The 24,106-nt window shown below is 51.3% G+C and carries 23 protein-coding genes, 2 tRNA genes and 2 pseudogenes; 20 read left to right on the top strand and 7 right to left on the bottom strand.

Translation table 11 applies throughout. The annotated features are described in order from the left end of the window. Positions 1–298 precede the first annotated feature (298 nt). Positions 299–1,075, top strand: coding sequence for a class II aldolase/adducin family protein (locus AB1K62_RS12860; RefSeq protein ID WP_367004094.1), 777 nt, complete (start codon positions 299–301; stop codon positions 1,073–1,075). A gap of 429 nt (positions 1,076–1,504) precedes the next feature. Further along, a complete protein-coding gene (locus tag AB1K62_RS12855) occupies positions 1,505–2,044 on the top strand; it encodes a (2Fe-2S)-binding protein (RefSeq protein WP_367004092.1) in 540 nt (179 codons plus the stop codon). Between the two features lie 89 nt (positions 2,045–2,133). Here AB1K62_RS12855 and AB1K62_RS12850 read toward each other — a convergent pair whose 3' ends face one another. Further along, positions 2,134–4,320, bottom strand: a complete 2,187-nt coding sequence (locus tag AB1K62_RS12850) for a TonB-dependent siderophore receptor (RefSeq protein WP_367004091.1) — start codon at positions 4,318–4,320, stop codon at positions 2,134–2,136. 164 nt (positions 4,321–4,484) lie between these two features. Between AB1K62_RS12850 and arsC the strand changes: the two genes are divergently transcribed. After that, a complete protein-coding gene (gene arsC / locus AB1K62_RS12845) occupies positions 4,485–4,835 on the top strand; it encodes an arsenate reductase (glutaredoxin) (protein WP_367004089.1) in 351 nt (116 codons plus the stop codon). A gap of 42 nt (positions 4,836–4,877) precedes the next feature. Here the strand turns inward: arsC and AB1K62_RS12840 are convergent, their stop codons facing one another. Further along, positions 4,878–7,250 carry an EAL domain-containing protein gene (locus AB1K62_RS12840; protein WP_367004087.1) on the bottom strand — a complete coding sequence of 791 codons (2,373 nt, stop codon included), beginning with the start codon at positions 7,248–7,250 and terminating at the stop codon, positions 4,878–4,880. Positions 7,251–7,363: 113 nt separating this feature from the next. Continuing rightward, entirely contained in the window at positions 7,364–9,094 is a 1,731-nt protein-coding gene (locus AB1K62_RS12835; protein WP_367004085.1) for a fatty acyl-AMP ligase, read from the bottom strand. Positions 9,095–9,265: 171 nt separating this feature from the next. Between AB1K62_RS12835 and AB1K62_RS12830 the strand changes: the two genes are divergently transcribed. From AB1K62_RS12830 to AB1K62_RS12810, 5 genes are all read left to right on the top strand, one after another. Then, on the top strand, positions 9,266–9,847 hold the full coding sequence (locus tag AB1K62_RS12830; protein ID WP_367004084.1) for a regulatory protein RecX: 582 nt from the start codon (positions 9,266–9,268) through the stop codon (positions 9,845–9,847). A 142-nt stretch (positions 9,848–9,989) separates the two neighbouring features. Next, positions 9,990–10,730 (top strand): cold shock domain-containing protein, encoded by a 741-nt coding sequence (locus AB1K62_RS12825; RefSeq protein WP_367004082.1) that lies wholly within the window; start codon positions 9,990–9,992, stop codon positions 10,728–10,730. A 12-nt stretch (positions 10,731–10,742) separates the two neighbouring features. Further along, positions 10,743–11,255 carry a DUF192 domain-containing protein gene (locus AB1K62_RS12820; protein WP_367004080.1) on the top strand — a complete coding sequence of 171 codons (513 nt, stop codon included), beginning with the start codon at positions 10,743–10,745 and terminating at the stop codon, positions 11,253–11,255. Positions 11,256–11,336: 81 nt separating this feature from the next. Beyond that, positions 11,337–11,738 carry an NADH:ubiquinone oxidoreductase subunit NDUFA12 gene (locus AB1K62_RS12815; RefSeq protein ID WP_367004078.1) on the top strand — a complete coding sequence of 134 codons (402 nt, stop codon included), beginning with the start codon at positions 11,337–11,339 and terminating at the stop codon, positions 11,736–11,738. Next, on the top strand, positions 11,735–12,556 hold the full coding sequence (locus AB1K62_RS12810; RefSeq protein WP_367004077.1) for a DUF2155 domain-containing protein: 822 nt from the start codon (positions 11,735–11,737) through the stop codon (positions 12,554–12,556). Before AB1K62_RS12815 ends, AB1K62_RS12810 begins: the two co-directional genes overlap by 4 nt. Here AB1K62_RS12810 and aat read toward each other — a convergent pair. Next, a pseudogene (aat, locus tag AB1K62_RS12805) lies at positions 12,478–13,146 on the bottom strand (leucyl/phenylalanyl-tRNA--protein transferase); the annotation flags it as partial. The gene AB1K62_RS12810 and the pseudogene aat sit on opposite strands and share 79 nt — an antisense overlap. Beyond that, a complete protein-coding gene (locus AB1K62_RS12800; protein ID WP_367004075.1) occupies positions 13,133–14,062 on the bottom strand; it encodes a hydrogen peroxide-inducible genes activator in 930 nt (309 codons plus the stop codon). The gene AB1K62_RS12800 and the pseudogene aat, both read right to left, overlap by 14 nt. A gap of 397 nt (positions 14,063–14,459) precedes the next feature. On the opposite strand from AB1K62_RS12800, the pseudogene AB1K62_RS12795 reads away from it, so the two are divergent. Together AB1K62_RS12795 and AB1K62_RS12790 are read left to right on the top strand one after the other, a co-directional pair. Continuing rightward, positions 14,460–14,807 (top strand): annotated as a pseudogene (locus tag AB1K62_RS12795) (YbaN family protein); the annotation flags it as partial. 148 nt (positions 14,808–14,955) lie between these two features. Beyond that, the gene (locus tag AB1K62_RS12790) at positions 14,956–16,176 is read left to right on the top strand and encodes an aromatic ring-hydroxylating dioxygenase subunit alpha (RefSeq protein WP_367004074.1); all 1,221 of its coding nucleotides are present in this window, start codon (positions 14,956–14,958) and stop codon (positions 16,174–16,176) included. A 65-nt stretch (positions 16,177–16,241) separates the two neighbouring features. On the opposite strand, the gene AB1K62_RS12785 is transcribed toward AB1K62_RS12790, so the two are convergent. Then, a complete protein-coding gene (locus tag AB1K62_RS12785) occupies positions 16,242–16,814 on the bottom strand; it encodes a cupin domain-containing protein (protein ID WP_367004072.1) in 573 nt (190 codons plus the stop codon). 75 nt (positions 16,815–16,889) lie between these two features. Beyond that, on the bottom strand, positions 16,890–17,255 hold the full coding sequence (locus tag AB1K62_RS12780; RefSeq protein ID WP_367004070.1) for a PilZ domain-containing protein: 366 nt from the start codon (positions 17,253–17,255) through the stop codon (positions 16,890–16,892). Positions 17,256–17,467: 212 nt separating this feature from the next. Between AB1K62_RS12780 and AB1K62_RS12775 the strand changes: the two genes are divergently transcribed. The 10 genes from AB1K62_RS12775 (at position 17,468) to AB1K62_RS12730 (ending at position 24,106) form a co-directional block, all read left to right on the top strand. Continuing rightward, positions 17,468–17,543: transfer RNA gene (locus AB1K62_RS12775), tRNA-Trp, on the top strand. Positions 17,544–17,569: 26 nt separating this feature from the next. Then, a complete protein-coding gene (locus AB1K62_RS12770) occupies positions 17,570–17,959 on the top strand; it encodes a VOC family protein (protein WP_367004068.1) in 390 nt (129 codons plus the stop codon). Positions 17,960–18,047: 88 nt separating this feature from the next. Beyond that, the gene (locus AB1K62_RS12765) at positions 18,048–18,947 is read left to right on the top strand and encodes a phytanoyl-CoA dioxygenase family protein (RefSeq protein WP_367004066.1); all 900 of its coding nucleotides are present in this window, start codon (positions 18,048–18,050) and stop codon (positions 18,945–18,947) included. A 220-nt stretch (positions 18,948–19,167) separates the two neighbouring features. Beyond that, positions 19,168–19,371 (top strand): preprotein translocase subunit SecE, encoded by a 204-nt coding sequence (gene secE / locus AB1K62_RS12760; RefSeq protein WP_109354996.1) that lies wholly within the window; start codon positions 19,168–19,170, stop codon positions 19,369–19,371. Between the two features lie 34 nt (positions 19,372–19,405). Then, positions 19,406–19,939 (top strand): transcription termination/antitermination protein NusG, encoded by a 534-nt coding sequence (gene nusG / locus AB1K62_RS12755; protein ID WP_332040943.1) that lies wholly within the window; start codon positions 19,406–19,408, stop codon positions 19,937–19,939. Between the two features lie 155 nt (positions 19,940–20,094). Further along, complete coding sequence (gene rplK, locus AB1K62_RS12750) at positions 20,095–20,526, top strand: 50S ribosomal protein L11 (protein ID WP_367004065.1); 432 nt, start codon at positions 20,095–20,097, stop codon at positions 20,524–20,526. Between the two features lie 4 nt (positions 20,527–20,530). Further along, on the top strand, positions 20,531–21,232 hold the full coding sequence (rplA, locus tag AB1K62_RS12745; RefSeq protein WP_367004064.1) for a 50S ribosomal protein L1: 702 nt from the start codon (positions 20,531–20,533) through the stop codon (positions 21,230–21,232). 151 nt (positions 21,233–21,383) lie between these two features. Further along, the gene (gene glpD / locus AB1K62_RS12740) at positions 21,384–22,916 is read left to right on the top strand and encodes a glycerol-3-phosphate dehydrogenase (RefSeq protein WP_367004063.1); all 1,533 of its coding nucleotides are present in this window, start codon (positions 21,384–21,386) and stop codon (positions 22,914–22,916) included. Between the two features lie 263 nt (positions 22,917–23,179). Next, the gene (locus tag AB1K62_RS12735; protein ID WP_367004062.1) at positions 23,180–23,764 is read left to right on the top strand and encodes a porin family protein; all 585 of its coding nucleotides are present in this window, start codon (positions 23,180–23,182) and stop codon (positions 23,762–23,764) included. Positions 23,765–24,032: 268 nt separating this feature from the next. Next, a tRNA-Gly gene (locus AB1K62_RS12730) sits at positions 24,033–24,106 on the top strand.

Raw genomic sequence — 24,106 nt, 5'->3', positions numbered from 1 at the left:
GAGTAACTCCGTTCAAAATCGTTTATGGGCCGATGATAGCATGTTCGGCCAAAAATTTGTTTAAGCCATAAAAAAGGGCTTGCAGATGATTCGTTCAGCTGCAGATGTAGCGCGCTTAACAGGGTAATTCCCTCCATTCAAGCATTTCCGACTCATTGCGCTAGCATTTTTACTACGCCCTAATTGTGGGTTTTCCCTGAATCTGCGCCAATCGCCGTCATGAATGTCTTTTGATTCCTATTCATGGCTGTGCCATATAAGTTTCAAAGCGCAATTTAAGCGAATCAGGAGACGGGAAATGGCAACGGCAATCAATATCCGATCCACTTGCAGTGAAGAGGAGTGGAAAGCGCGTCAGCGGCTGGCCGCCTGTTACCGGATATTTGCCTATCTTGGCTGGGACGAGATGATTTTCAATCATGTGACGCTGAAAGTTCCGGGCGAAGGCGCTGATGATAATGGGGCATTTCTGATCAATCCCTACGGCCTGCATTTCAGCGAGGTAACGGCTTCTACTTTGGTGAAGGTGGATATTGATGGCAATACGCTGGATGGATCAACCTATCCGGTGAACAAGGCCGGTTTTACGCAGCATAGCCTGTTCCACCGCGAACTGCCTGATGTTCATGCGATCATTCACACCCATACGACCGCTACCATGGCGGTTGCGTCACTGGAAGGCGGTTTGCAGCCGGTGAATTTCTATGCTGCCGGAGTGGTGCCACGTCTTGCCTATCATAAGTTTGAAGGGATTACGGTTCATGCCGAAGAAGGGCCACGCTTTTTGGCGAGCCTTGGCAAGAAACGGATGATGCTTTTGGAAAACCATGGCCCGGTGGTGATGGGCCGGACATTGGAAGAGGCATTCCTCAACCACTGGGTCTTGCAACGCGCCTGTGAAATCCAGATGCAGACCCTCTCCATGGGTAAGCCGATCATGATTGGGGAAGATGTGATGAAGAAACATCTGGCCAATCTGTCTCAAGCTTCGATTGACCCCATGAAACAGGGCGTGCCCGAATTTGACGCCATGGTGCGTATCATTGACCGGCAAGACCAAAGCTGGCGCGAGTAGAAGCTGCTCTCTCGCTCCCTTAAAAGGAAGGGGGGTAAATGACACTTCCTGGAAATAGCACGCCAATCCGACGCGAAGCGGAGGCAAGCGCGACCGCGCGCCCGAGCTTATGCGAGGAAAGCCAAGCGGGCGGATGCCCGCGCCCGGCGCCTGAGTTTAAATAAAGAATCCCCGTAACTCTAGCCGCACACCCGAAGTCCGCCACCCCTCCGACGCGAAGCGGAGGCAAGCGCGACCGCGCGCCCGAGCTTATGCGAGGAAAGCCAAGCGGGCGGATGCCCGCGCCCGGCGCTTGAGGTTAAATAAAAAACTCCCCCCAACCCTCCCTTGAAAGGGAGGGGAAAAATGGTGCATTTGTTTCCGGAACATGTTTTAACAACTTGACTGTTTTCGAATATTCCAACGGATTGTGTTTATGGTTCTTCCCGCATGACCAAGTTCACCGTCAACAACCGGCCCGTGCAATATCGGATGGATCCGGATACGCCGCTGCTATGGGCACTGCGCGATGCGTCGAACCTGACGGGCACGAAATATGGCTGCGGCACGGGCGATTGCGGAGCTTGTGTAGTTGAAGTTGATGGAGAGGCGCTGCGTAGCTGTCTGGTTACAATTGGCGAGCTGGAAGGCCGGTTCGTCACCACTATCGAAGCATTGTCCCGCGACCGCAGCCACCCTGTGCAACAGGCATGGGCTGCAGAAAATGTGCCGCAATGCGGTTTTTGCCAATCGGGTATGATTATGGCAGCGGCAGTCTTGCTAAAGAAAAACCCCAAACCGACCAATGATGATATTGATGCAGCGATAACCAATATATGCCGCTGTGGAACCTATCCGCGTATTCGGGAGGCTATCCAACGCGCCGCACGGGTTGCGCGTGGTGAGAGCCTGTTAAGCGTAGCGCCACCGCCGGGTATTGATCCGGCAGATGCGGCAAAGGCTGTTCCTGCCCTGACACCTAAAAAATAAAGCTGTTTGAATATATCCAGCAAAAACAAGCAAGATCGTGATGGACAAAGTCTAAAGGTCCATCACGATCCTGTTACAATCACCTGTTATTAGAAACCAAATGTCGCGGTCAGGCGGCCATTGATGGGTTCTCCCGTAGTAATATTGTCATTGTTATGCACGGAAGGGAAATAGGTTTCATCGAATAGATTCTCGACGTTAAACTGGATCTTAAACTGTTCGTTGACCCGGTAATAAAGCGCCGCGTCCACTCGTGTGAAGGCTGGTATCCGGACGCTGTTATCATTTCTTGCAAATTGGCTGGACTGATGGGTGATACCCAGACCGGCAGAAAACCGGTCGGTAAAATCATATTTCGTCCATAGCGACGCCATATGTTCCGGCACCTGAAACAGCTTTAGGTCCTGTCCGGCAACCGTTGCACTATTACGCTGCTGTCCATCAAGATAGCTGTAACCGGCATTGACCTGAAGTTTGTCCGTCAAACGGCCAACCAATTGTATTTCAAAGCCCTCGGTGCGAGAACCGGACAAGGTCGTATTGCCCTGATTGTCCAGCAAGGTGGCCTGATTGTCACGATCAAGCCGGAACAGAGCCGTAGTGAGGCTAAGGCCCGGCGTAATGTCCCATTTCGCGCCGATTTCATAATTATCAAAGCTCTCGGGTTCCAGATCGACGGTGCCGAGCGTGTTGCCAACTGTGGGCGTCAAGGTCAGGAACTGGTCGCCGGAACGTGGCAAGAAACTTTTGGCATAGCTGGTATAGATCGAGATATTTTCTTGCGGCTTGAAGATCAGGCCGACACGTGGAGAAAATTTGTCATCTTTCCGGTTCAGACGCACTGCATTCTGGATGTCATTCACATCAATATCAAAGCTGTCATAGCGGATTCCGCCGACAATTTCGAAATGATCACCGATGCTGATCTGGTCCTGTAGATATAGCGAATAGAATTTCAGGTTCGAAGCCCGGTTTCGGGTGAAGGCCGGGAAGCTGTACGCTGGCCGGGCAATCGGATCGGTGAGCGGAATGGTAATTCTGTCATCATTGCTGGCTGCAAATAATATGTCCTTCCGGGCATTGGCCGATTTTTGTTGGCCGATTTCATAGCCGAGCAATAATGTGTGACCGATGCTGCCGGTCTCACCGGCCCAGACAAGATTACCCTGGGTAATGAAATTTTCCCGGTCGGTGGTGTCATTATAGCCATCAAGCGTGATCGAATCGACTAAAGGACCATTTACCGGGTCTGCGAGTATGGCATCAACCGGATAGACGTTGCGATAAAGCTTGTCATAATGAGCATATAATGTGGTGGCGTTGAATGACAGTGTATCACTGAAATCATGTTCAACCCGCAGTTTTAGAATATGGGCTTGCAAGGTTGTTTTGTTGACGCCGTCAAATCCAAAAAATGTGTCTCTAAATCCCTCTAACGGGCCACAGGGATTGGCAAATGAGCATATATTATTGGCTGCGCGTAATTCAGCCGGATTGCCGCGATCAACCGAGCGGTCATCATCGACATATTCATAAGAGAGCAGGATGCGGCTTTGGTCGCTGAGTTCTGCGCCAATTGTCGGGTTGATCGCGATGCGCCGGCCATCAAAAAAATCACGGTGATTATTAAACTCTTCATAGAGTCCGTTGATGCGTAAGGCTGCATTATCGGCAATGGCCGCATTGACATCACCGCTCAGGTAAAATGCGCCGAAACTGTCGACACTGGCTGTTGCCGCGCCAAAATTCTCATTGCTGATCGGTGATTTTGTCACGCGGTTAATAACGCCGCCGCCGCCGCCACGGCCAAAGATCATCGCATTGGGGCCTTTATGAATTTCGACACGTTCCAGATTATAAAGCGGACGAAAATATTGCACGTCGTCACGAATGCCGTCGACGAAAAAGTCAGCCGTTGTGTTCTGGCCTCTGATCGTGATTTGATCGCGATTGCCTTCACCCTGCCCGATAGATGTGCCGGGTGTGTAGCGCAGGATATCACCAATATCTTGCAAAGCCTGATCATCAAGCTGTTCGCGGGTTACAGCCGAAACTGTCTGTGGGGTGTCCAAGAGAGCAGTTCCGGTTTTTAGGCCAGCACTGCTGATGGCAACATAGCCGTCTTTTTCACCCGTAACGATAATCTCGCTCTGAACATCGTAGTTGGCCTCAGCCATAGCTTCATCTGCGGCGAAAGCGACGTTCGCCTGCATGGCCAGCGCCAGAACGCTGGTCACGGAAAAATATTTCTTACTACGAGAAGTCAGTGAGTTCATGGATATTTACCTTTGTTGCATGAAGCATTTTCAATATTGTTTGCGCAGCTAATGAGAACGCTTCTCATAATCAATTGCTTTTGCTGCATTTTGAAAATTTTCTTTGAAACCAGAGGTGAGGTGGTGTTTATGTGTCACAGAAGTCCAAAATTACGGAGACCATCATGAAAGCGACAATCTGGCACAATCCCAAATGCGGCACATCGCGCAAAACTCTCGCCTTGCTGGAAGAAACGCCGGGCGTTGATGTGACGGTTGTTGAATATCTGAAAAACCCGCCAAGCAGAGACAAGCTGGAGCAGCTATACCGCGATGCGGGCATTTCCCCGCAAGAGGGGTTGCGGACACGGGGCTCTCCTGCTGAAGAAATGGGATTGACGGACGATGGCGCGACGGCTGACCAGATACTTGATGCCATGGCGGCAGAACCGATCCTGATCGAGCGGCCACTGGTAGAAACGGAGAAGGGGGTGCGATTGTGCCGTCCACAAGAGCGCGTGAAGGAAATTATTTGATTATGATTTGATTAGGCGTTTTGCTGTTCAGGCTGATTCAATTTAAGCGGCCCGGCCACTAATCCCGCCTTTACCTGTGTCAAATCGTTCAAACAGTTTCATCACATTTTCCGGAGACATGGGGCGGCCAAAATAATAGCCCTGAATATTTCTGCAACCCAGTTGCTGGATCATCTTGACCTCTTCTTCAGTCTCTGCGCCTTCAGCGGTTGTGGCCATACCCAGACTACCCGCCATGGCTACAACAGCGCGGATGATGGCTAGGCTTTCCGGTGCATTTTTCGCAGCACCCTTCACAAAGCTGCGGTCTACCTTGATAGTGGAGAAACGTGTTTTACGCAGATAGCCTAGCGACGAATAGCCCGTTCCGAAGTCATCAAGAGACAGGTTTACGCCCAGTGCGATAATTTGGTCCAGCGCCTGTGCTGCGCCTGTGCCTTCCCGCATAAAAATGCTTTCCGTCACTTCGATTTCCAATCGGCGGGCAGGAAGTTTACTGTCTTGCAAAGCTGATACGATCGTGTCCAGAAAGCTCGGATCGGCCAATTGATCAGCCGAAACGTTCACGGCGACCTTGATGGTTGAGGGCCATTTCATCGCTTCTTTACATGCCGTTCGCAACACCCATTCTCCTATCGGACCGATAAGACGGGCATCCTCGGCCAGAGGTATGAATTTTGCCGGTGAGACAACTCCAATGTCCGGATTGGTCCAACGCAAAAGGGCCTCAAAGCCCAATATGCTGCCGGTATCCGTGCTGACCACAGGTTGATAGTTGAGCGAGAACTCTTCTTTATCCAATGCTTTACGCAAGGCGATTTCCATGACCCGGCGTTCTTCGGCATGGATATGGAGCTTTGGTTCATAATGGTTGTGCGCGCCGCCGCCCTGATCCTTTGAGCGGTAGAGCGCCAGGTCTGCGCTACGCATCAGCATTTCAACCGTCCGTCCGTCACGCGGCCCAATGGCGGTTCCGACACTGGCGCCTATATATAAAGTGTGCTGGTCAACTTCATAGGGACGAGCGAGGGTATCGATAATCTTTTTGCCCAGCATATCCATATATTGCGAATCACTGGCATCCTTGATGACGATAGCGAATTCATCGCCGCCTAATCGTCCACATAGTTCATTATCGGTCATGATCGAGCGCAAACGATCGGCTACGCGCGCAAGCAGACGGTCCCCTACAGGATGGCCCAAGGTATCGTTCACCGCCTTGAAGCGGTCGAGATCAATCATCATAAAGCCGCAGCGGGTTTTCCACTTGTCGGAACTTTGCTGTGCCTCGCCAAGGGCTTCGGTCAGGTTCAACCGGTTGGGAAGACCTGTAAGCGTGTCGAAGCGCGCCATATGAGCGATTTTATCCGCAGTTTCGCGCTGCACAGTCACATCGGAACCAACACCGCGGAAACCAAGGAAAATACCGTTTTCATCGAGCTTGGGCGAAGCGGAAAGCTCCCACCAGCGGGTTTGATTGTTGATCATTACAGGAATAACCATATTGCTAAAACTTTCCCGGCGTTTCAGCTTTTCGGCAAGTTGATGCAAGGCTGTCGGAAAATCTCCTGAATCCCATGCCTGACCTGCAACCAGTTGCAGGAACGGTTTGCCTTCAATATCTTCTGCCGTTTTGCCCACCGCATGAGCAAAGCGCGGTGAAACATGGGACAGGCGCCGGGATGTGTCTGTTTGCCATAGCCAGTCGGCGCCGGTATCTTCAAATTCGCGCAGAAGTAGGCTGACCACCTCTCCTTTCTCGTTCAAATTCGCTTCGGCAATTTTTCGGTTAATGAAAGATCGTCCGTTCATCAAACCGGCTGCCAGTAGCAATAGAGCAAGAGATAAGGCTGCCAACGCCATTTTGGTTTCTCCGATAGAATACCAGGCATAGGTTGACGACAGACCGTTAAATCCGAGGAACGACATATGGGCAAGCGGTGCTGTGGATAAAAGCATCACGGCCCCGACCATCAGGCACAAAACCAGTGACCATATAGTGATCATGGTACTCAGACCGCCGGATGGCCCCAGAAAAATAATCGCGAACGACCAGAATATTCCGCCTGCGATTGAGGGTAAAATTATATTTATATTGTCGCTACGGGAGAGGTTTTTGCGTTCCCAGAGCGCCTCTTTGCGGCCTTTGGTATAGAAATAAATATAATTGGCCCATAGCATGATGGCCCATCCGCCTAACAGCAATGGATGGACCAGACCGACGGTCGCCTGAATTGCTAGCAAACTACAGACAGTTGCGCCGAACATTCTGAAGAAGCTATGTTCGTGTACGCTTTCATATTGAAGCGCAAGAAGACGGCTACGGTCTATGCCCACAGGATCGCTGATACCGAAGAGAACCTTCAGCGGTATTTCTTGCGGTTGGCCGGACGATGTTGGCAGTTCTTCTTCCACTCCCCCCATTTATGGGGAAATCGTTATCATATGGTAAGCATCTGCCTATATTTTTCTTCTATGATGATCCTACGCGTGATTTGCACAGAGCTTTCGCAGAACCGGAGATATGCTCAGGCCGCCACATCATAAGGGCGAATATCGCCCGAAAGATAAAGATTGCGGGCCTTTGCCCGGCTGAGCTTGCCGGAACTGGTGCGCGGCAAAGTGCGCGGCGGAACCAGCTCTATGACACAGTTCATCCCGGTAATCGCGCGCACTTTTTCGCGGATCTCGTCACGCAGGCGTAGCCGCTCGACTTCATCGGATGTCCGGCACTGGACCAGAACCGCCGGTGTTTCATCACCGCCTGGCGTAGTAATAGCAAAAGCAGCAATATCGCCGGCTTTGAATCCGGGCAATTGCTCCACCGCCCATTCAATATCCTGCGGCCAGTGGTTTTTGCCATTGATGATGATCATATCTTTGGCGCGGCCAACGATATAAAGATAACCGTCGGACAAGTATCCCATGTCGCCGGTATCGAGCCAGCCATCTATCAGGCAGGCATCTGTGGCTTCCTGATCCCGGTAATAGCCTTCCATGACTGACGGGCTTTGCATCCAGACTTTACCGACAGCTTTTTCGGGCAGAATACTGCCATTTTCTTCGCGGATCTCCAAAAGGGTGTCACGAACAGGCTTGCCGCAATTAACAATCGCCCGATAGCGTTTGGGACGGCTGCCATCGGCTTGCTTTTCTCCGGCCAATTCGGTTTCCTCGACCAGTTCGACCTCCATGCCTTCGCCCGGCGGCATGATTGTGACCGCCAGTGTTGCTTCGGCAAGGCCATAGCTGGGTAGAAACGCTTTGGCATCAAATTTGGCGGGGGCAAAAGCATCGGTAAAACGCTGCATGACATCGGGGCGAATCATGTCCGCACCGTTCCCCGCTAGACGCCAGCGTGACAGGTCAAACCGTTCAGCGACATTGGTCTGGCTTCCGACGCGGCGGGCGCAAATTTCATAGCCGAAAGTCGGAGAGAAGCTGCATGATGTGCCCTCGTTACGGGAAATCAGGTCCAGCCATGATAGCGGGCGGCGCGCAAAATCGGCGGTTTTCAGATAATCGGTAGATACCTGGTTACAGACCATCGAAATGAAACAGCCGACCAGCCCCATGTCGTGATAAAAAGGCAGCCACGAAATACAGCGATCCCCCTCACCGACGTTCATGCCGTAGGAATGGGACCCGACATTGTGAAGCAGTGCTTTGTGCGACACCGCGACGCCATGCGGGAAGCGTGTCGATCCGCTGGAATATTGCAAATAGGCAATGTCGCTGCTTTTTGCCTGCGGAAGGTCACAGTCCGGCACATCGCGCTCGGCAAATTTGTCCCAACCGAAAACCGGGATTTTCCGCGATTCACCGGCAGCAGCGCCAAGTTCTTCAATTTCGTCGGGATATAACAGGATTGCCGGATCACAGCTATCAAGCTGAACACCGATCTGGTCAATATAGCTATCTTTGCCGCCAAATGATGTTGGCAGCGGCAGTGGCACCGGCCAGGCACCGGCATAAATGGCGCCAAAGAACAGCGCACAAAACTGCGGCTCCGTATCGGCAATCAGGGCAATGCGATCCCCCGGCTTCACGCCAAAACCGATCAGACGGCGTGCGGCATCCATAGCATCAAGCTGTAGTTCCTTAAACGGATAGACACGCACAAGCGAAGCCCGAGCATCATGGAAATTAAAGCCTCTATTGCCTTGTGCGGCATAATCGAGTGCTTCGCCAACAGTTTCGAAATCAGCGAAACGGCGAGGCAGATCATCTGCGGTTGGCGTTGGTGTCAGCTTCGTCATACAAAATCCATTTTCCAGAAGGTCCAGCCTTCTTACAAATTGTCATTTTCCAAGATATTCAGCCAATTTTCCATAGACAGTCGGCGATTTTAACCCTGTTCGCACCTATATGGTATGAAGTGACGTTTAAAATTCGGCTCTACTGTGGCACAAAAATGGCAGGGGTTCTCCATGAAGGATGAGGCGTTGAAAAATAGCGGCAAAGCGTTGGACCAGAATAAGCTACAAGAGCTCGCCCTTCGCTATGTCGGGCGCTATGCGACGACGCGACACAAATTAAAAGCCTATCTTTTCCGTAAATTGCGTGAACGGGGCTGGGCTGGCGATGAGCCGGAAAATATAGACCAATATGACCTTGATGAGCCACCGACTACAGCCGAGCATATCGTGGAGGAACTGGTCGAACGCTTTGCTGAACTGGGTTATATTGACGATGCGCTTTTTGCCAAAAACCAGGCGACGGCCCTTACCAACCGGGGCTATGGAAAAAGACGGGTGTCACAGGCTTTGTATCAGGCCGGAATAGCCGATGGCGACGACCGGCAAGCGCTGGATCTCAGTGATGCCAGACAGTGGGATGCAGCGCGAACCTATGCACGTAAGAAATCCATCGGTCCCTATGCATCCGAGCCAGCTGACCAAGACAAATGCCGCAAACAATTACAGGCTTTTTTACGAGCCGGTCATGGCTTTGATATTGCCTCCCGCTTTGTTTTTGCAAAACCGGGAGAAGAAATTGAAGAAGATGTCTAGAACAACTTGGGCGCATCAAATAGCTTTCAACAACAGGAATCGTCAGTTTGCAATAAATATGCTATAGTTCATTTGTTCGATTCTTTTGGTTCAACTGCCGTTGGTTCGGCCACTGATTCGAAACAGTGTTCGGAGATTTGTTGTGGCAAGTTTATATAAAGAACCCGCGAGTTTGTACGACGAGCCCGCGACAACCGATGACCGTTCGGTCGATGATACCAGCATCAAAAAACATTCAGCCGTTGGCGATGGCAGGCACAGCAATCCAAAGCCTGATCAACACCTGGTAGCCGACGATGAAGCACCGTCTACGCAGGTTTTGCGTACGACCGGCTATGTCAAATGGTTCGATTCGCACCGCGGCTTTGGTTTTATCATTCCCGACATAGATGATGACTCTGGTGCCGCCGATGCCCGAAGCGCCGATACCAGGATTGTCGGAAACCAGACGGATGATCAGGATATTCTGGTCCACTGGACTGTGCTGGAGCCGCTGAGCCGTAGAGATTTGCCGGAAATGGCGCGGGTAACATGCGAGTATGTTGATGCTGCCAAGGGGTTGCAGGCGACCAGAATATTGGACGTAGACGAAACCGATTGCACTCAAAAAACACATCGCTCTCTCGTCAAAGAGAAGCGCAAAGCTGCTGATGCGGTAAATAAATCGGCTTTTGTCGAAGCGGAAGTAAAATGGTTTAACCGGACGAAAGGCTATGGTTTTCTTATTGCCACCAGCGTGGATGGAGATGTTTTTATTCACATGGAAACTCTACGTAATGCCGGAATCGGTGAAGTCATGCCTGGCGAAAAGTTACGGGCCTGTATAGAGGCTGGTGATCGCGGCTATTTGGCGGTAGAGGTTGACCAACAAATCTCCAGATAATGGATTCTCATCATGAGCGGATTTTTCAAACAGGCGCTATTGCCTGTCATAATATTCTCCTGTGCTGGCATAACCGGCTGTTATGCTCAGGCTGGCGATAAGGGTAGCGCGCAGGAGCACTTAAAACAAAGTACGAATGTGTCAGAGGCCGGATTACGACTTGTCCCGCTCACTATATCTTCCGGTGATTCGCAGCATGATTTTACTGTGGAGCTGGCAGGCACAGCCGAAGAACAGGCGCGCGGCCTAATGTTCCGCCGGGAACTGGCTCCTGACAAAGGGATGATCTTCCCCTTTGCACAAGAGCGGATGGCCAATTTCTGGATGAAAAATACGCCCATCCCGCTCGATATTATTTTTATTCGCGCCGATGGTACAATTGAATCCATTGCTGCAAATACAACGCCCTATTCACTGGACCCGGTCGAATCGGGTGAGCCGGTCGTAGCTGTGCTGGAACTGGCAGGTGGGCGTGCCGCAGAACTGTCAATCGCGCCGGGTGATATCGTGAAGTGGCAACAATAACCTCGCACAGGGGCGAACAGCTGTGTTTTCGAAGCATTTTTTAATTGCGAACTCCCCTCTCGTGGGGCTAAGCGGACGGTCATGGGAATATTAGCAAAAATTTTCACGTGGTGGAATGGTGCAACCATTGGCACCCATTGGTACAACGCGCGCAAGGGCAAATTCGTTGGCGAGGATATTTTTGGTAACAAATATTATGCAACCAAAAATCTTGCCAAAGATGGTGACAGGCGCTGGGTAATTTATTCCGGATCAAATGACGCTAGCCGCGTTCCACCGGAATGGCATGGCTGGCTGCATAAAAGCTATGACGAAGTCCCTGAAAGCCATTTGCCACAGCCGCGCATCTGGGAAAAAAGGCCAACCGGAAATCTTACCGGTACTGCGAGAGCTTATCGTCCGGCGGGTGCGTTGGAATCGGGTGGCATAAGGGCAGCGGCAACCGGCGATTATGAACCATGGAATCCGGCTGACACAGAATGATGCGGGGCCGCAAATCCTCCGCCTATAATAAAAGCCGCTTTCTACCGGTTTGTGCCAGCCTGTTCCTCTCCACGGCTATGCTATCGGGTTGCGGATGGTTTGACGATAGTCTTGACGAAGAGAGTAGCGGCCAACCGGCGGAAAAAGCCGAATTGGAAGCCGCTACTGATGAAGAGCTGGTCCAGCCAGTGGGCGATCAGATTGGCACGCCAATGGCAGAGCGGGTCGCGACGCTTGGTTTTTTGAACAAACGTAACGGTTTGACCCGCGATCTGGAATTGAAACCGGGACAATCTATCCGCGTAGGCCGCGCCATTGTTCGACTGCGCGCTTGCGAGCGCACCGCGCCATGGGAACTGCATCCCGAGCAGGGGGCTTTTGTCCAATTACTGGTCAACGACAGGCCCATCGGAAAACAGGGGAAGGACCGCTGGCAATCCGTGTTCTCTGGCTGGCTGTTCCGCGAATCGCCATCTATCAATGTGGTCGAACATCCGATTTACGACGTCTGGGTCAAAAGTTGTGCAATGAGCTTTCCGGGTGAAGAAAACGCGCCGGGTGATGCGACTGACCCGACAGCACCGCGATCTTCTGCATCCAATCTTGCCAATAGCGCATCAAGTGCGGAAAATGACGGAAGCGAGGGTAATGGTTCTGATGACGAAGCACCGTTGCTGACGGCCCCGCTTCCACCTGCAACGCCAGAGCGATCTGTCAGTCCTCCTGCGGTCAACGCTATTCCGGATGCTGCGCCGGAGACTGAACCGGATTCCGTCGAAACGCTTGACGAATTAATCGCTGAAAATATTGGCGAATAAGGCCCCTGCGCCACACGCAGCTTTTCAAGATATTCGGCCTGAGGGATTTCAATCGCCCCCAGTGACGCCAAATGGTCGGTCATAAACTGGCAGTCCAGCAACGTGAATCCTCCGACCTTCAAACGCGCCACCAGCCATGCGAGGGCTACTTTAGAAGCGTCGTTGGCACGGGAGAACATGCTTTCTCCGCAAAAGGCACCACCGACGGCTAGCCCGTATAGGCCGCCGACCAGTGTCTTGTTCTGTTTGTCATCAATGGACCAGCATTCCACACTATGGGCATGGCCGTGCTCATGCAAAATACAAAACGCCTCTTCAATTTCCTTGTTAATCCATGTTTCTTGCCGGTCAGCGGCAGATTCGGCGCAAATGGCAATCACATCGGCAAAGGCCCGGTCGGCCGTCACCTGAAACCGGTCAGACCGTATCGTCTTACGCAGCGAACGTGACATATGAAAACCGTCAAGTGGCAGCACTGCGCGTGTTTTTGGTTCTACCCAGAAGGTTTCAGGGTCGTCACGTGCATCGGCCATGGGGAAAATACCGGACGAATAGGCTGATAATAGCAGTTCAAGGTCAATCGCCATCAATGCTCCCGGACGCTGAGTTAAGCAAAAGCTTTGCTTCATCGGCAATCCGCCCCGCCACAGTGAGATATTCGTCGGCGAAGCCGGCTCCGCTGCGCCATGCTATACCGATGCTGCGCGTTGCGTTCCAGCCGTCCACGTCCAGTAGCGCAATATCGCCGCCATGGGTAATTTCCGACCGGATATAGAGCGCGGGTAAAAGGCCCAACCCTAGACCAGAAGCAACCATCTGACGCACACTGTCGAGACTGGTGCCCTCATAATCCTGAAGCAGGTTCATACGATGCAGACGGCATTGCTCCGCGATATCCCGGTGCAAATGGTGACGGCGGTCCAGGCTGAGAACCGGCGCGTTAAACAGTTGCGCCTTGTCGATTTTCTTGCGGCCGGCAAGCGGATGATCGGGCGGTGCCACCAGCACTAAAGGTTCACGGAACAGGGGCTCGATGGTCAGATTCTCGCCTTCCATCGGCAATGGCCCAAGCAACATGTCTATCGCGCCCTTGACCAGTTCCATTGCCTGCAAATCGGGTATTCCTTCCCGCATGTAAAAGCGCAAATCAGGGCGTTCTTTGTGCAAGGCGGCAATAACAGGTGGCATCAAATAAGGGCCAAGAGTCGGCGACACACCAAAACGCAGCGTCCCGGCAAGGCTATCGCTCGCCCGCTCTGCCAAATCGCGAATGTCCTTTACTTCGACCAGCACCCGTCTGGCCCGATCGGCTATCTCTCTGCCAATCGGGGAGAGTTCGGCACCTTGGGTGCGCCGTTCCACCAATGTCACGCCCAGTCGCGATTCCAGCGTTCGTAGCTGGTGGCTCAATGTGGGTTGAGAAGCACCTGCCGCTTGTGCAGCACGGCCAAAATGCCCATGATCGGCAACGGCCACAAGATATTGGAACTGGCGTAAAGTCGGCATGTTGATACCTATATTGATAATAGATATTATCTATTAAATATCTAGTTCTTATTTGATTGTAAGTATCACTGACATTCTGCAATATCAAGTATAGCCAATGGAAATATGATAAAATCTGGCCAGAAAAATGTAGCGCTGTGATGAAAATTTCACTCATGCAGCATGTTTTCTTACCGGTTTTAGTCGTTCGTTCAGGCGAAGGATTTTCAATCTGTCCTGAACCCGCATTTCTAGCCTACACTGGGGCAGCCGTTTTCCCTCTTTCCATGGCTGCCCCTTTTTTTTTAGGATTTTCCCGGTGATATTAGGCAATATGATTATTCGCTATGAAACACTGTAATAGGATTGATGCACCGAATTACGTTACCCGACGTCGCTTGTATGATAATGCACGCCCATGATACGGCATTTTTATCTTGCGGCAGGGTTTATTGCATTGGCTCTGGGCAGTATCGGAGTTGTTTTGCCTTTGTTGCCCACGGTGCCTTTTGTCATTCTTGCAGCCTTTTGTTTTGCCCGCGGTAGTCCGCGGCTGGAGGCATGGTTACTGGACCACTATGTTTTTGGTTCGCATATTCGCAATTGGCGCAACCAACGGGCGATAACCAAACGTGGAAAGCGGTCCGCGCTTGCCGCTTTTGCCGTTAGTATATTGGTGGCTCTGATATTCCTGAAAATGCCGTGGAACCTGATACCGATAGCGGCCGCGCTGATCTGCGGGATTTGGATATGGACCCGCAACGAACCGGACACGGTGGATGATATTGTCACAAGCCCCGTAAATGGCGCAGACTCCTGCTCGAAAGACCCGCCTGCATAAAAGCTCTACGTATAAACGATAGTATATTACCAGCGCGATTTTGTTATTCTGTCCTCAAAAGATGGAGAGAGATATGTCGCAAGAAAAATTGCTGGAAATGACCCGTTCGCTGGTCGAGCATGGCAAGGCCGACACTATGGAACTGGTCGATGAAGTGATGGCTGTATCCGCTTCTGATTATACTGATGAAGACCGGTTTGAGCAGGAAAAAGAACGTATCTTCAAGCGACTACCGTTAATGGTCGCACCATCTTGTGAATTGCCGGAGCCTGGCTGCTATAAAGCGATGGACATCGCTGGTATACCGGTTCTGGTTACCCGTCAGAAAGATGGCAGCGCACAGGCATTTCTGAATAGCTGCACCCATCGCGGTAATCCAGTAGCACAAGGCAGCGGTAAGGCGACCCGTTTTACCTGCGGCTATCACGGCTGGACGTTTAAAAATGATGGCGACTTGCTGGCAGTCGCTTCGCCAAAAGATTTTGGCAAAGTGGATAAAGCGGCTTTTTGTTTGCAAAAGTTTCCCACTCTTGAGCGGGCCGGCCTGATTTGGGCGACACTTGATCCGCAAAGCACACTCGATATGGAAGCATATTTATGTGGTTATGACGAGATGCTTGACCATTTCGGGTTCAAGGACTGGCATCTGTTTCAACAGCGCACTTTGCCCGGACCCAATTGGAAAACCGCCTATGATGGCTATCTGGATTTCTATCATTTGCCGGTTCTGCACAAAGATACGTTTGGCTCTGATTTTTTTAACCGGGCGAATTATTTTTTCTGGGGTCCACATCAACGGCTCGCTTCACCATCGAAATTTGCTCAGAAAACCGGCAGTGACGAAGAGCTTGACCTGACTGAAATGGAGGAAAAAGATTGGCCAATAGACGCGTTGATGCAAGGCGTCTGGACGATTTTCCCGCATATCTCTATCGCAAGTTTCTACGGCGGCGGCGGACGCGGCGCGATGATATCACAGCTTTTCCCCGGAAAGACCGTTAGCGAAAGTTTCACGACACAATTTTACGTGATGGAATATGAGCCTACCGACGACGCCGTGCGGCAAGGCGCACATGACCAATTTGCATTTTTGGAAACAGTTGTGGCTGAAGAAGATTACAAGACCGGGAAACGCCAGCATGAATCATTGCAATCCGGTTTGATCGACAAGGTCTGGTTTGGCCGAAACGAAGGCGGCGGGCAGGCGTTCCACCAATGGGTGAATAAACTGGTCGAAGCGGATGAGGAAGAACTGAACAGGATTTTTGCTCCGCAATTACAGGCCGCGGAATAGCGTTTCTTGGATAATAGGCAGGTGAATAATAGGCAAGGAATAGACCGGAGATAGATTAGATTAGTCTATGCATTGCGGAAATCGCGGCTGGGCGGCAAGGCTTCTCGCCATTTGGGCCGTTCGCTGCGTAGTTTTTCGAGCATCTGTTCCCAATAGGCTTCGGTCTTGCCCTTGAACTGGATATTGAAATCCTCTGCCGTCCTGAATTCCAGAATCTCGACGCCTTTATCGCCTATATAATAGGTATAAGGTGTTTCAGCTGGCAGAAAAAATCCGTCGCCCGGTCCCATATGCTCGGTGCCCATGCGAATATCACCGGCGATTATATAATAGAGGCAATCGCTGTCATGGCTGTGCAAGGGTAAAGGATAGCCGGGCTTAAACCAGAAATGGTGGAGCGAGAATCCAAAGCCGCTGAACAGGCAGGTGCCTTTATAGCCCTCGGCTATGCCTTCGTCCCCCATTTTAGAAATACCATTAAGAATGACGGGCGCATCATCGGCATAGGACATATGGCCGGCGTCATCAAAATCCTGTGCATCGTCTTTGCGAAAGATCCGCAAGACTTTTAAAGGCTCGGGTTTGGGCTCGTCGCTATCTATACGCGCGTTTGCTTTTGAGGGGCTAGTGTCTGCCATGTCATTCTCCGGGTTAATCCGCAGTCACGATATAGCAGGACAAATGCACGGGGGAAACCGGCGGCTGTTTTATGTTTATGCCGGATAGGCTGTAATATAGCGATCCAGAACTGCCGCATTCAGCATGGTATGAAACGCGCAACCGATCCCGGTGTTGCTGCGATGCACGACTTCCGCTTCCAGCGGGGCCAGACCGGGAAGGGTCAGCCAGCATCTTGTACCGGGATGGGCCTGCACCAATGCGTCACAGGCGAAGCCGGCTCGTGATAAATTGGTGACTTCAACGGCGAAGCTGTTGCAACCGGAAAATCGCATTTTTGCAGGCACAGCGACCTCATAGCGCGGCTCGCAGCGATCTTCCTGTGCTGCAATGGCGTAAGGCTGCACTGCATCGGGGGCGATGCGTGACATATCCTTTTTTGTATCCGTAATATGACTCACAGGAAACTCCTTCCCGAAGAGGACCGCCAAAACATTATTGAGCACTTTATGTCACAACTTGGTAAATGGCCTGTTGCCCTTCATAGTGAACAAGATCAGGGCGAACCTTAACCCTGTTCTGTGTCAAGACGCACAATGACGCTTGCCCTTGGCGGCACATGACGCTAATGCGCGCGCATCGGCTTTTATCAAAATATTTGATTAGCCTGTGCAGGAGTGTAGCTCAGTTGGTAGAGCATCGGTCTCCAAAACCGAGGGCCCACGGTTCGAGTCCGTGCACTCCTGCCATTTCTTTTCCGCAATACTGGTGATTCATGACACAATTTATTTCCGCACTTGCGCTGATTGTGCCCGATTATGATCAGGCTATTGCTTTTTATGTCGGACTTCTGGGCTTTGATCTTGTCGAAGATACCGAAATCTCTGAGGATGAACGGCGGGTTCTGGTAGCGCCGCAAGGCAGCACCGAAACGCGGATTCTGTTGACGCTGCCAGAGAATGAGGCGCAGGAAGAGGTGATTGGCGAGCAAGCCGGTAACCGGATTTTCCTGATCCTTGAAACTTTCGATTTTGATACGGATATTGCCCTGATGGAGCGCGCGGGCATTGATATTATCGAAGAACCCCGAATCGAAAGCGTCGGTAAGCTCGCCGTATTCCGCGACCCTTTTGGAAACAAATGGGAGCTCGTCGAGCGGCATTGATGAACGTTTGTGGCCTTTGATCCGCAAGGCCGTAGCGTCACTTCGAAAAGTTGATAGAGGCGCTGTTTTTTGCCATGATTAGCTGATTATGGAACAGAATATAGCCCAGAAAACATCGCCAAAATCTACAGCGGCTGATGAAGCCGCATTGGAGCCTTATCTTGGCGGCAGAAGCTTTGAGCAATGCTGGGAGCAATATGAGGCCGATGGCTATGTGATTTTTCCCGGCATTATGTCTGCACAAGAACGGGACCGCCAACGCGCAGCATTAAATCCCTTTATCGAAGCCGATATACGTGGCCGCAACGTGTTTGAGGGTGTGCAGTCCAATCGCATATATGCGATGTTGGGTAAGGATCCGGTATTTTCCGATCTTGTTACCCATCCTTTGCAACTGGCTTTTGCGGAGCGTGAATTGGGCCGTTCTTTCCTGTTGTCAGCCTGCCTTGCGATTAACCTGCATCCGGGCGAAACGGTGCAGCCCTGGCACATGGATGACGATCATTGCCGCCAGCCTTCTCCGCGCAAGGCTCTAGGTGTCAGCACTTTTTGGGCTATTGATCCGATGACAGAGGATAATGGCGCAACCGAAATCCTTCCGGGCAGCCATAAATGGGGCAAAGTAAAATTAAATAATGCGAATAATCTTACGCATTTTTCTACAAAAGACAGCAGCCATCAGCACGATGATCCGGGTGCACATCCCGATGCCGTCAAAGCCATTATGCCTGCTGGTTCGTTAATGATTGCCAAAGGCAATTTATGGCATCGCGGGGGTGCTAACCGTTCGGATAGCCCAAGGTTGATCGTGACTCCGCAATATTGTCCGGGATGGATGCGTCCGCTGGAAACCATGTTACTGGCAGTTCCGCGGGAAAAAGCTGTAGCATTGCCGAAACGGGTTCAGGAGCTGCTCGGCTATTCCATTCACGAGCCCTTCATGGGCTATGTCGACGGTATGCATCCGGCACGTGCGCTGGAGGATTAGCAATATTTTATAGCGGTGTGGCGAGAATTAGCGGCTCGTTAGGCGCATATGATTGCTTCAGGCGGGATGTGGCCGAAAGCACACTCTTTTCTTGCGAAAAACAGAATCAGCGGCTAAAGGACTCGTTCTTTCCACAATCATGCATATATCCGTTCCCGGTCGACAGACTGACACCCGGAGTTTATGCCGGATTTGGACAAGCAAATTTAGGAATCGAACCATGGCGAAAGTCAATCCCGGCGAATTCATGCGGCAGGTCCGCGCCGAAAACAGCAAAGTTGTCTGGCCGACATGGCCCGATACGGTCCGCACCGCGATAATGGTGTTAATCATGACGACGATTTTGGCGCTGTTTTTCCTTGCGATTGATTCGGTGTTTAACGGTGTCGTCGGCTGGCTTCTTGGTCTCGCCAAAGGCGGCTGAAATCCATAACGCAATTTTAGATTAGGTTTATTACATGGCACGCTGGTATATCATTCACGCTTATTCGGGCTTTGAGCATAAGGTCAAGGAAGCCATTGAGGCGGATGCCAAGCGTCTGGGTCTGGAAGCGCTGGTTGAGGAAATCGAAGTTCCCACCGAAACCGTTACGGAAGTACGCCGCGGTAAAAAAGTGCAGTCGGAGCGGAAATTCTTTCCCGGCTACGTACTCGCCAAGCTGACGATGAACGATGATGTTTACCACCTTGTAAAAGATCAGCCTAAAGTTACCGGCTTCCTTGGCACCACCAAGCCACAGCCGATTAGCGAAGCCGAAGCGGCGCGCATTCTCAACACCAAAGAAGAAGCTGCCAACGCGCCGAAACAACGAATCACGGTCAATTACGAAATCGGCGACCAGATCAAGGTTCTCGATGGCCCGTTCGCAAGTTTCAATGGTATTGTCGAAGAATTGGATTTCGAGAAAAACCGCGTCAAGGTCTCGGTATCTATCTTTGGCCGCGCGACACCTGTCGAACTTGATTTTGAACAAGTTGAAGTCGCGAAGTAAGAGATTTGGCAACTTTCGGGTTGCCGGATAGGCCAGCGGCTTTCAGCCTCTGGATCACCAATGCGGGAGGATGGCCTTCGGGCCCTCTGTTAGACCGCTTAATTTGATCCGTCATTGCAAATGCAGCGGCGGAGAAAGAATGAAAGGACAGCCAAATGGCTAAGAAAATTGATGGTTATATCAATTTGCAAGTACCAGCCGGTATTGCAAATCCATCCCCGCCAATCGGCCCTGCACTGGGTCAGCGCGGCGTTAATATTATGGAATTCTGTAAGGCGTTTAACGCGGCTACAGACAAGTTGGAAAAAGGCGCGCCGATCCCGACCAAAATTACGGTCTATGCGGATCGCAGCTTTACCTTTGTAACCAAATCACCACCAGCCAGCTATTTGCTCAAGAAAATTGCCAAGCTGAAAAAAGGGTCTGCTGATCCGGGAAAATCGCCTGTCGGCACGATCAAATCGTCGCAGGTTAAGGAAATCGCCGAAATGAAAATGGCGGACCTTAACGCGAACACGCCTGAGCAAGCATTTAAAATCATCGCGGGCAGCGCCCGTTCGATGGGCATCGAAGTGGTGGAGGGATAAGAACATGGCTAAACTCTCCAAAAAAATGCAGGCTATCAACGAGAAAGTTGATCGCGAAAAGCTGTACGGCATTGATGAAGCTATCAAGACGCTGAAAGACCTCGCATCTGCTTCCAAATTTGATGAAACACTGGACGTTGCGATTAACCTTGGTGTTGATCCGCGCCATGCCGACCAGATGGTCCGCGGTGTGATCACTCTGCCTTCCGGAACCGGAAAAGACAGCCGCGTTGCCGTTTTTGCCAAGGATGCAAAAGCAGACGAAGCGAAAGAAGCCGGCGCAGATGTTGTTGGTGCGGAAGACCTGATGGAATCCATGCAGGGCGGTGATCTGAACTATGACCGCGTTATCGCGACCCCTGATATGATGGGTGTTGTAGGCCGTCTTGGTAAGGTTCTTGGCCCCAAAGGCCTGATGCCTAACCCGAAACTTGGCACGGTTACCCCGAATGTCGCGCAAGCGGTCAAGGACGCCAAGGGCGGACAGATCGAATATCGTGTTGAAAAAGCGGGTATCATCCACAATGGCATCGGCAAAGTGAGCTTCAAGGAAGCAGATCTGCGCAAGAATTTCGATGCGCTTGTGAATGCGGTTATCAAAGCCAAGCCTGCCGGAGCGAAGGGCAAATATGTCCGGAAAATCGGCCTGAGCACGACCATGGGCCCCGGCCTTAAAGTCGATCTCAGCGAAGTTGAAGGCCTCTAAGACGCTTTTGCTCCGCGGTGAGTGTGAATTTATAGAAAATAAGGCCGGGAGCAATCCCGGCCTTTTTTGTTAGCGTGCCAAATCCAATGATGTGACGCTATCAGCAAAAGCGATATGATGACGCTGCATTGAACAATCGGCCAGAAGCTTTATGACATTGGCCATGTATGATCTGGCAATTATCGGCGGCGGGATAAACGGAGTAGGTATCGCGCGGGACGCGGCGGGCAGGGGGCTGAAGGTTCTGCTGGTCGAGAAAGACGATCTTGCATCACACACCTCATCTGCCAGCACTAAGCTGGTCCATGGCGGTTTACGTTATCTGGAACATTATGAATTCGCTCTGGTGCGAAAAGCGTTGAAAGAGCGGGAAGTGCTGCTACGCAATGCGCCGCATATTATCTGGCCGATGCGGTTTGTTTTGCCGGTGGACGAAGGAATGCGCCCTGCGTGGTTCCTGCGTCTTGGCCTGTTTTTATATGACCATCTTGGCCCGCGCTCTGTATTGCCGGGGACAAAAGGCCTTAACCTGTTATACGATGTTCGCGGAAATCCTCTGCAAAAGCGGCTCAAAAAAGGGTTCGCCTACTCCGATTGTTGGGTAGATGATGCACGGCTTGTGTCATTGACCGCACGCGATGCCAAGCAGCGCGGGGCGGATATCCGGGTGCAGACTGAATGCGTTGCTATTGATCGTGGCGCGGACCACTGGACTTTACAATTGCGCTCTAGCGCCAAAGAGGTGAGCGAACAGGCCAAAACATTGGTCAATGCAGCCGGTCCGTGGGTGGACCCGGTAACGGCGCTGTACGATGCTGACAGCTCCGCAAAACTGCGCCTTGTCAAAGGTAGTCATATTGTCATTGCACGCAAATATGAGGGCGATCACAGCTATATTTTCCAAAACAGGGATGGCCGGATCGTGTTTGCCATTCCTTATGAGGGCACTCACACTTTAATCGGCACGACGGATCAACCGTGGCGCTATGACGAGGGGCCGGCTAAGATTAGCGACGATGAAATAGACTATCTTTGCTCAGCGGCGAGCGAATATTTTGCCCAAGCCGTAACCCGTGATGATGTGCAGTGGACATATTCCGGGGTGCGGCCTTTATTTGATGACCACAGCCAATCAGCATCAACCGTGACCCGCGATTATGTATTTGATTATAATGATACCGAGGGAGCGCCAGTATTATCGGTTTTTGGCGGGAAAATAACCACCTATCGCGTGCTGGCGCGTCAGGCGATGAAGACTCTGAAGTCCGCATTGCAAGTCGAAACGGAGGACTGGACCAAAGACGCGCCGTTACCGGGCGGTGATTTTCCCGAGGATGGTTTTGATACGCTGGTCGGGCAATATATGCAGCGCTGGAAGTTTATTAATGAAGAACTCATGATCCGGCTGGTTCGGGCTTATGGAACCGACACGGCAAATATGCTCGGCGACGCCAGCGACCGGACGGAACTGGGGCAATATTTTGGTGCGGGGCTTTATGAAGTCGAATTGCAATGGCTGGCTGCCCATGAATTCGCGACCAGCGCTGAAGATGTGTTGTGGCGGCGCACTAAACTGGGTCTACGTATGAACGACACAGAGCAGAAGGCGGTCGTGAATTGGTTTTCATTTCATAGCAGCAGCAGAGAATCCCTTGAAGATAAAGCCACAGGTAGTGTGACCTGATTAACGCATGGGGATAGTCATAGCTGTGTTGCATGAATCACAGTGAGTTCGACAATATATTACTGGTTTTCTGGTCTTAATACCTGCTCCAGGCTGGGGTTTGATGAATTGCATGATTATCTGTGATACTATCTGTTGTAAAAATATCACATTTTTTATCTATTTCTGAATGTGTGATTATGTTCATAGAAGAGATAGGTTCGGCTTCCTAAATAAGATTTGTCCCCGCAACGACGGGGTAATTTAATAAAGGATTTAGTATAATGCGTTCTATCATTCTCTCCCTCGCCGCTCTTGGCACAATGACAGCTGCTACACCTGCGCTCGCTCAAACGTTCTCAGGCCCATATGTCGGTGTACAATTGGGATTGGACAATTACGAAGGACAAGATACCGACCTATTCGTCACAGGTGATGAATATGATGGTATCAGCGGTAACGGTGCAGTCGGTGGTGTATATGCTGGCTACGATATTCCTCTTGGTGACACGATGTTCGCTGGGGTTGAAGTCAACGCTTCATTGAGCGGTGCAAAGGCTACCCACGATAATACCGTGGATTCTCTTACCGTACGGGCAAAAGAAACCTATGGTGCCAGCGCGCGCCTTGGTGCGATGCTGAATGACAGCACAGGGCTTTATGCAAAAGCTGGCTGGGCGAACACCAGGTTCAAATATAACTTTAATGGTTTCAAAGACTCATCACATGAGAACGCGCTCGTTCTGGGCGGTGGTCTCGAGACCCGCGTAGGAGCCAATGCGTCCATTCGCTTGGAATATAACTATGCAGATTACGATGATGTCATCAAAAACAACCAGATCAAAGCGGGTGTTGCTTTCCGCTTCTAATTTCTCCCTATTGTGAGAACATGAGGGCGGCCCGGAGACGGGTCGCCCTTTTTATTTGGAAAGAGCTTTAACGTCTATTCGCGCCGCAAACTGGGTAATCCAAAAGTTTATAGGATGGTTCTGTGAGAAACTATGGGAGATAATACGAATCTCTGTTGACCAAGTGCATATCATTGTGGCACTTGGCAAGCGTATCGCACAGGGGGGGTTATGCCAACCTGTATACCAAGCCGATTGATTAGAGAAATTTCTAGTTTTTCAGTGTGTTGCGGGTGTAGCTCAATGGTAGAGCAGAAGCCTTCCAAGCTTACGACGAGGGTTCGATTCCCTTCACCCGCTCCA

The organism is Parasphingorhabdus sp. JC815 (assembly GCF_040717415.1).
Classification (GTDB): Bacteria; Pseudomonadota; Alphaproteobacteria; order Sphingomonadales; family Sphingomonadaceae; genus Parasphingorhabdus.
The sequence above is the reverse complement of the archived record's forward strand: the minus strand, read 5'-3'. Positions and strand labels throughout refer to the sequence as shown.

Coding starts and splice junctions, on each gene's coding strand:
- AB1K62_RS12860 (WP_367004094.1), top strand. CDS start 299: ATGGCAACGGCAATCAATATCCGATCCACTTGCAGTGAAGAGGAGTGG.
- AB1K62_RS12855 (WP_367004092.1), top strand. CDS start 1,505: ATGACCAAGTTCACCGTCAACAACCGGCCCGTGCAATATCGGATGGAT.
- AB1K62_RS12850 (WP_367004091.1), bottom strand. CDS start 4,320: ATGAACTCACTGACTTCTCGTAGTAAGAAATATTTTTCCGTGACCAGC.
- arsC (WP_367004089.1), top strand. CDS start 4,485: ATGAAAGCGACAATCTGGCACAATCCCAAATGCGGCACATCGCGCAAA.
- AB1K62_RS12835 (WP_367004085.1), bottom strand. CDS start 9,094: ATGACGAAGCTGACACCAACGCCAACCGCAGATGATCTGCCTCGCCGT.
- AB1K62_RS12830 (WP_367004084.1), top strand. CDS start 9,266: ATGAAGGATGAGGCGTTGAAAAATAGCGGCAAAGCGTTGGACCAGAAT.
- AB1K62_RS12820 (WP_367004080.1), top strand. CDS start 10,743: ATGAGCGGATTTTTCAAACAGGCGCTATTGCCTGTCATAATATTCTCC.
- AB1K62_RS12815 (WP_367004078.1), top strand. CDS start 11,337: ATGGGAATATTAGCAAAAATTTTCACGTGGTGGAATGGTGCAACCATT.
- AB1K62_RS12810 (WP_367004077.1), top strand. CDS start 11,735: ATGATGCGGGGCCGCAAATCCTCCGCCTATAATAAAAGCCGCTTTCTA.
- AB1K62_RS12800 (WP_367004075.1), bottom strand. CDS start 14,062: ATGCCGACTTTACGCCAGTTCCAATATCTTGTGGCCGTTGCCGATCAT.
- AB1K62_RS12790 (WP_367004074.1), top strand. CDS start 14,956: ATGTCGCAAGAAAAATTGCTGGAAATGACCCGTTCGCTGGTCGAGCAT.
- AB1K62_RS12785 (WP_367004072.1), bottom strand. CDS start 16,814: ATGGCAGACACTAGCCCCTCAAAAGCAAACGCGCGTATAGATAGCGAC.
- AB1K62_RS12770 (WP_367004068.1), top strand. CDS start 17,570: ATGACACAATTTATTTCCGCACTTGCGCTGATTGTGCCCGATTATGAT.
- AB1K62_RS12765 (WP_367004066.1), top strand. CDS start 18,048: ATGGAACAGAATATAGCCCAGAAAACATCGCCAAAATCTACAGCGGCT.
- secE (WP_109354996.1), top strand. CDS start 19,168: ATGGCGAAAGTCAATCCCGGCGAATTCATGCGGCAGGTCCGCGCCGAA.
- nusG (WP_332040943.1), top strand. CDS start 19,406: ATGGCACGCTGGTATATCATTCACGCTTATTCGGGCTTTGAGCATAAG.
- rplK (WP_367004065.1), top strand. CDS start 20,095: ATGGCTAAGAAAATTGATGGTTATATCAATTTGCAAGTACCAGCCGGT.
- rplA (WP_367004064.1), top strand. CDS start 20,531: ATGGCTAAACTCTCCAAAAAAATGCAGGCTATCAACGAGAAAGTTGAT.
- glpD (WP_367004063.1), top strand. CDS start 21,384: ATGACATTGGCCATGTATGATCTGGCAATTATCGGCGGCGGGATAAAC.
- AB1K62_RS12735 (WP_367004062.1), top strand. CDS start 23,180: ATGCGTTCTATCATTCTCTCCCTCGCCGCTCTTGGCACAATGACAGCT.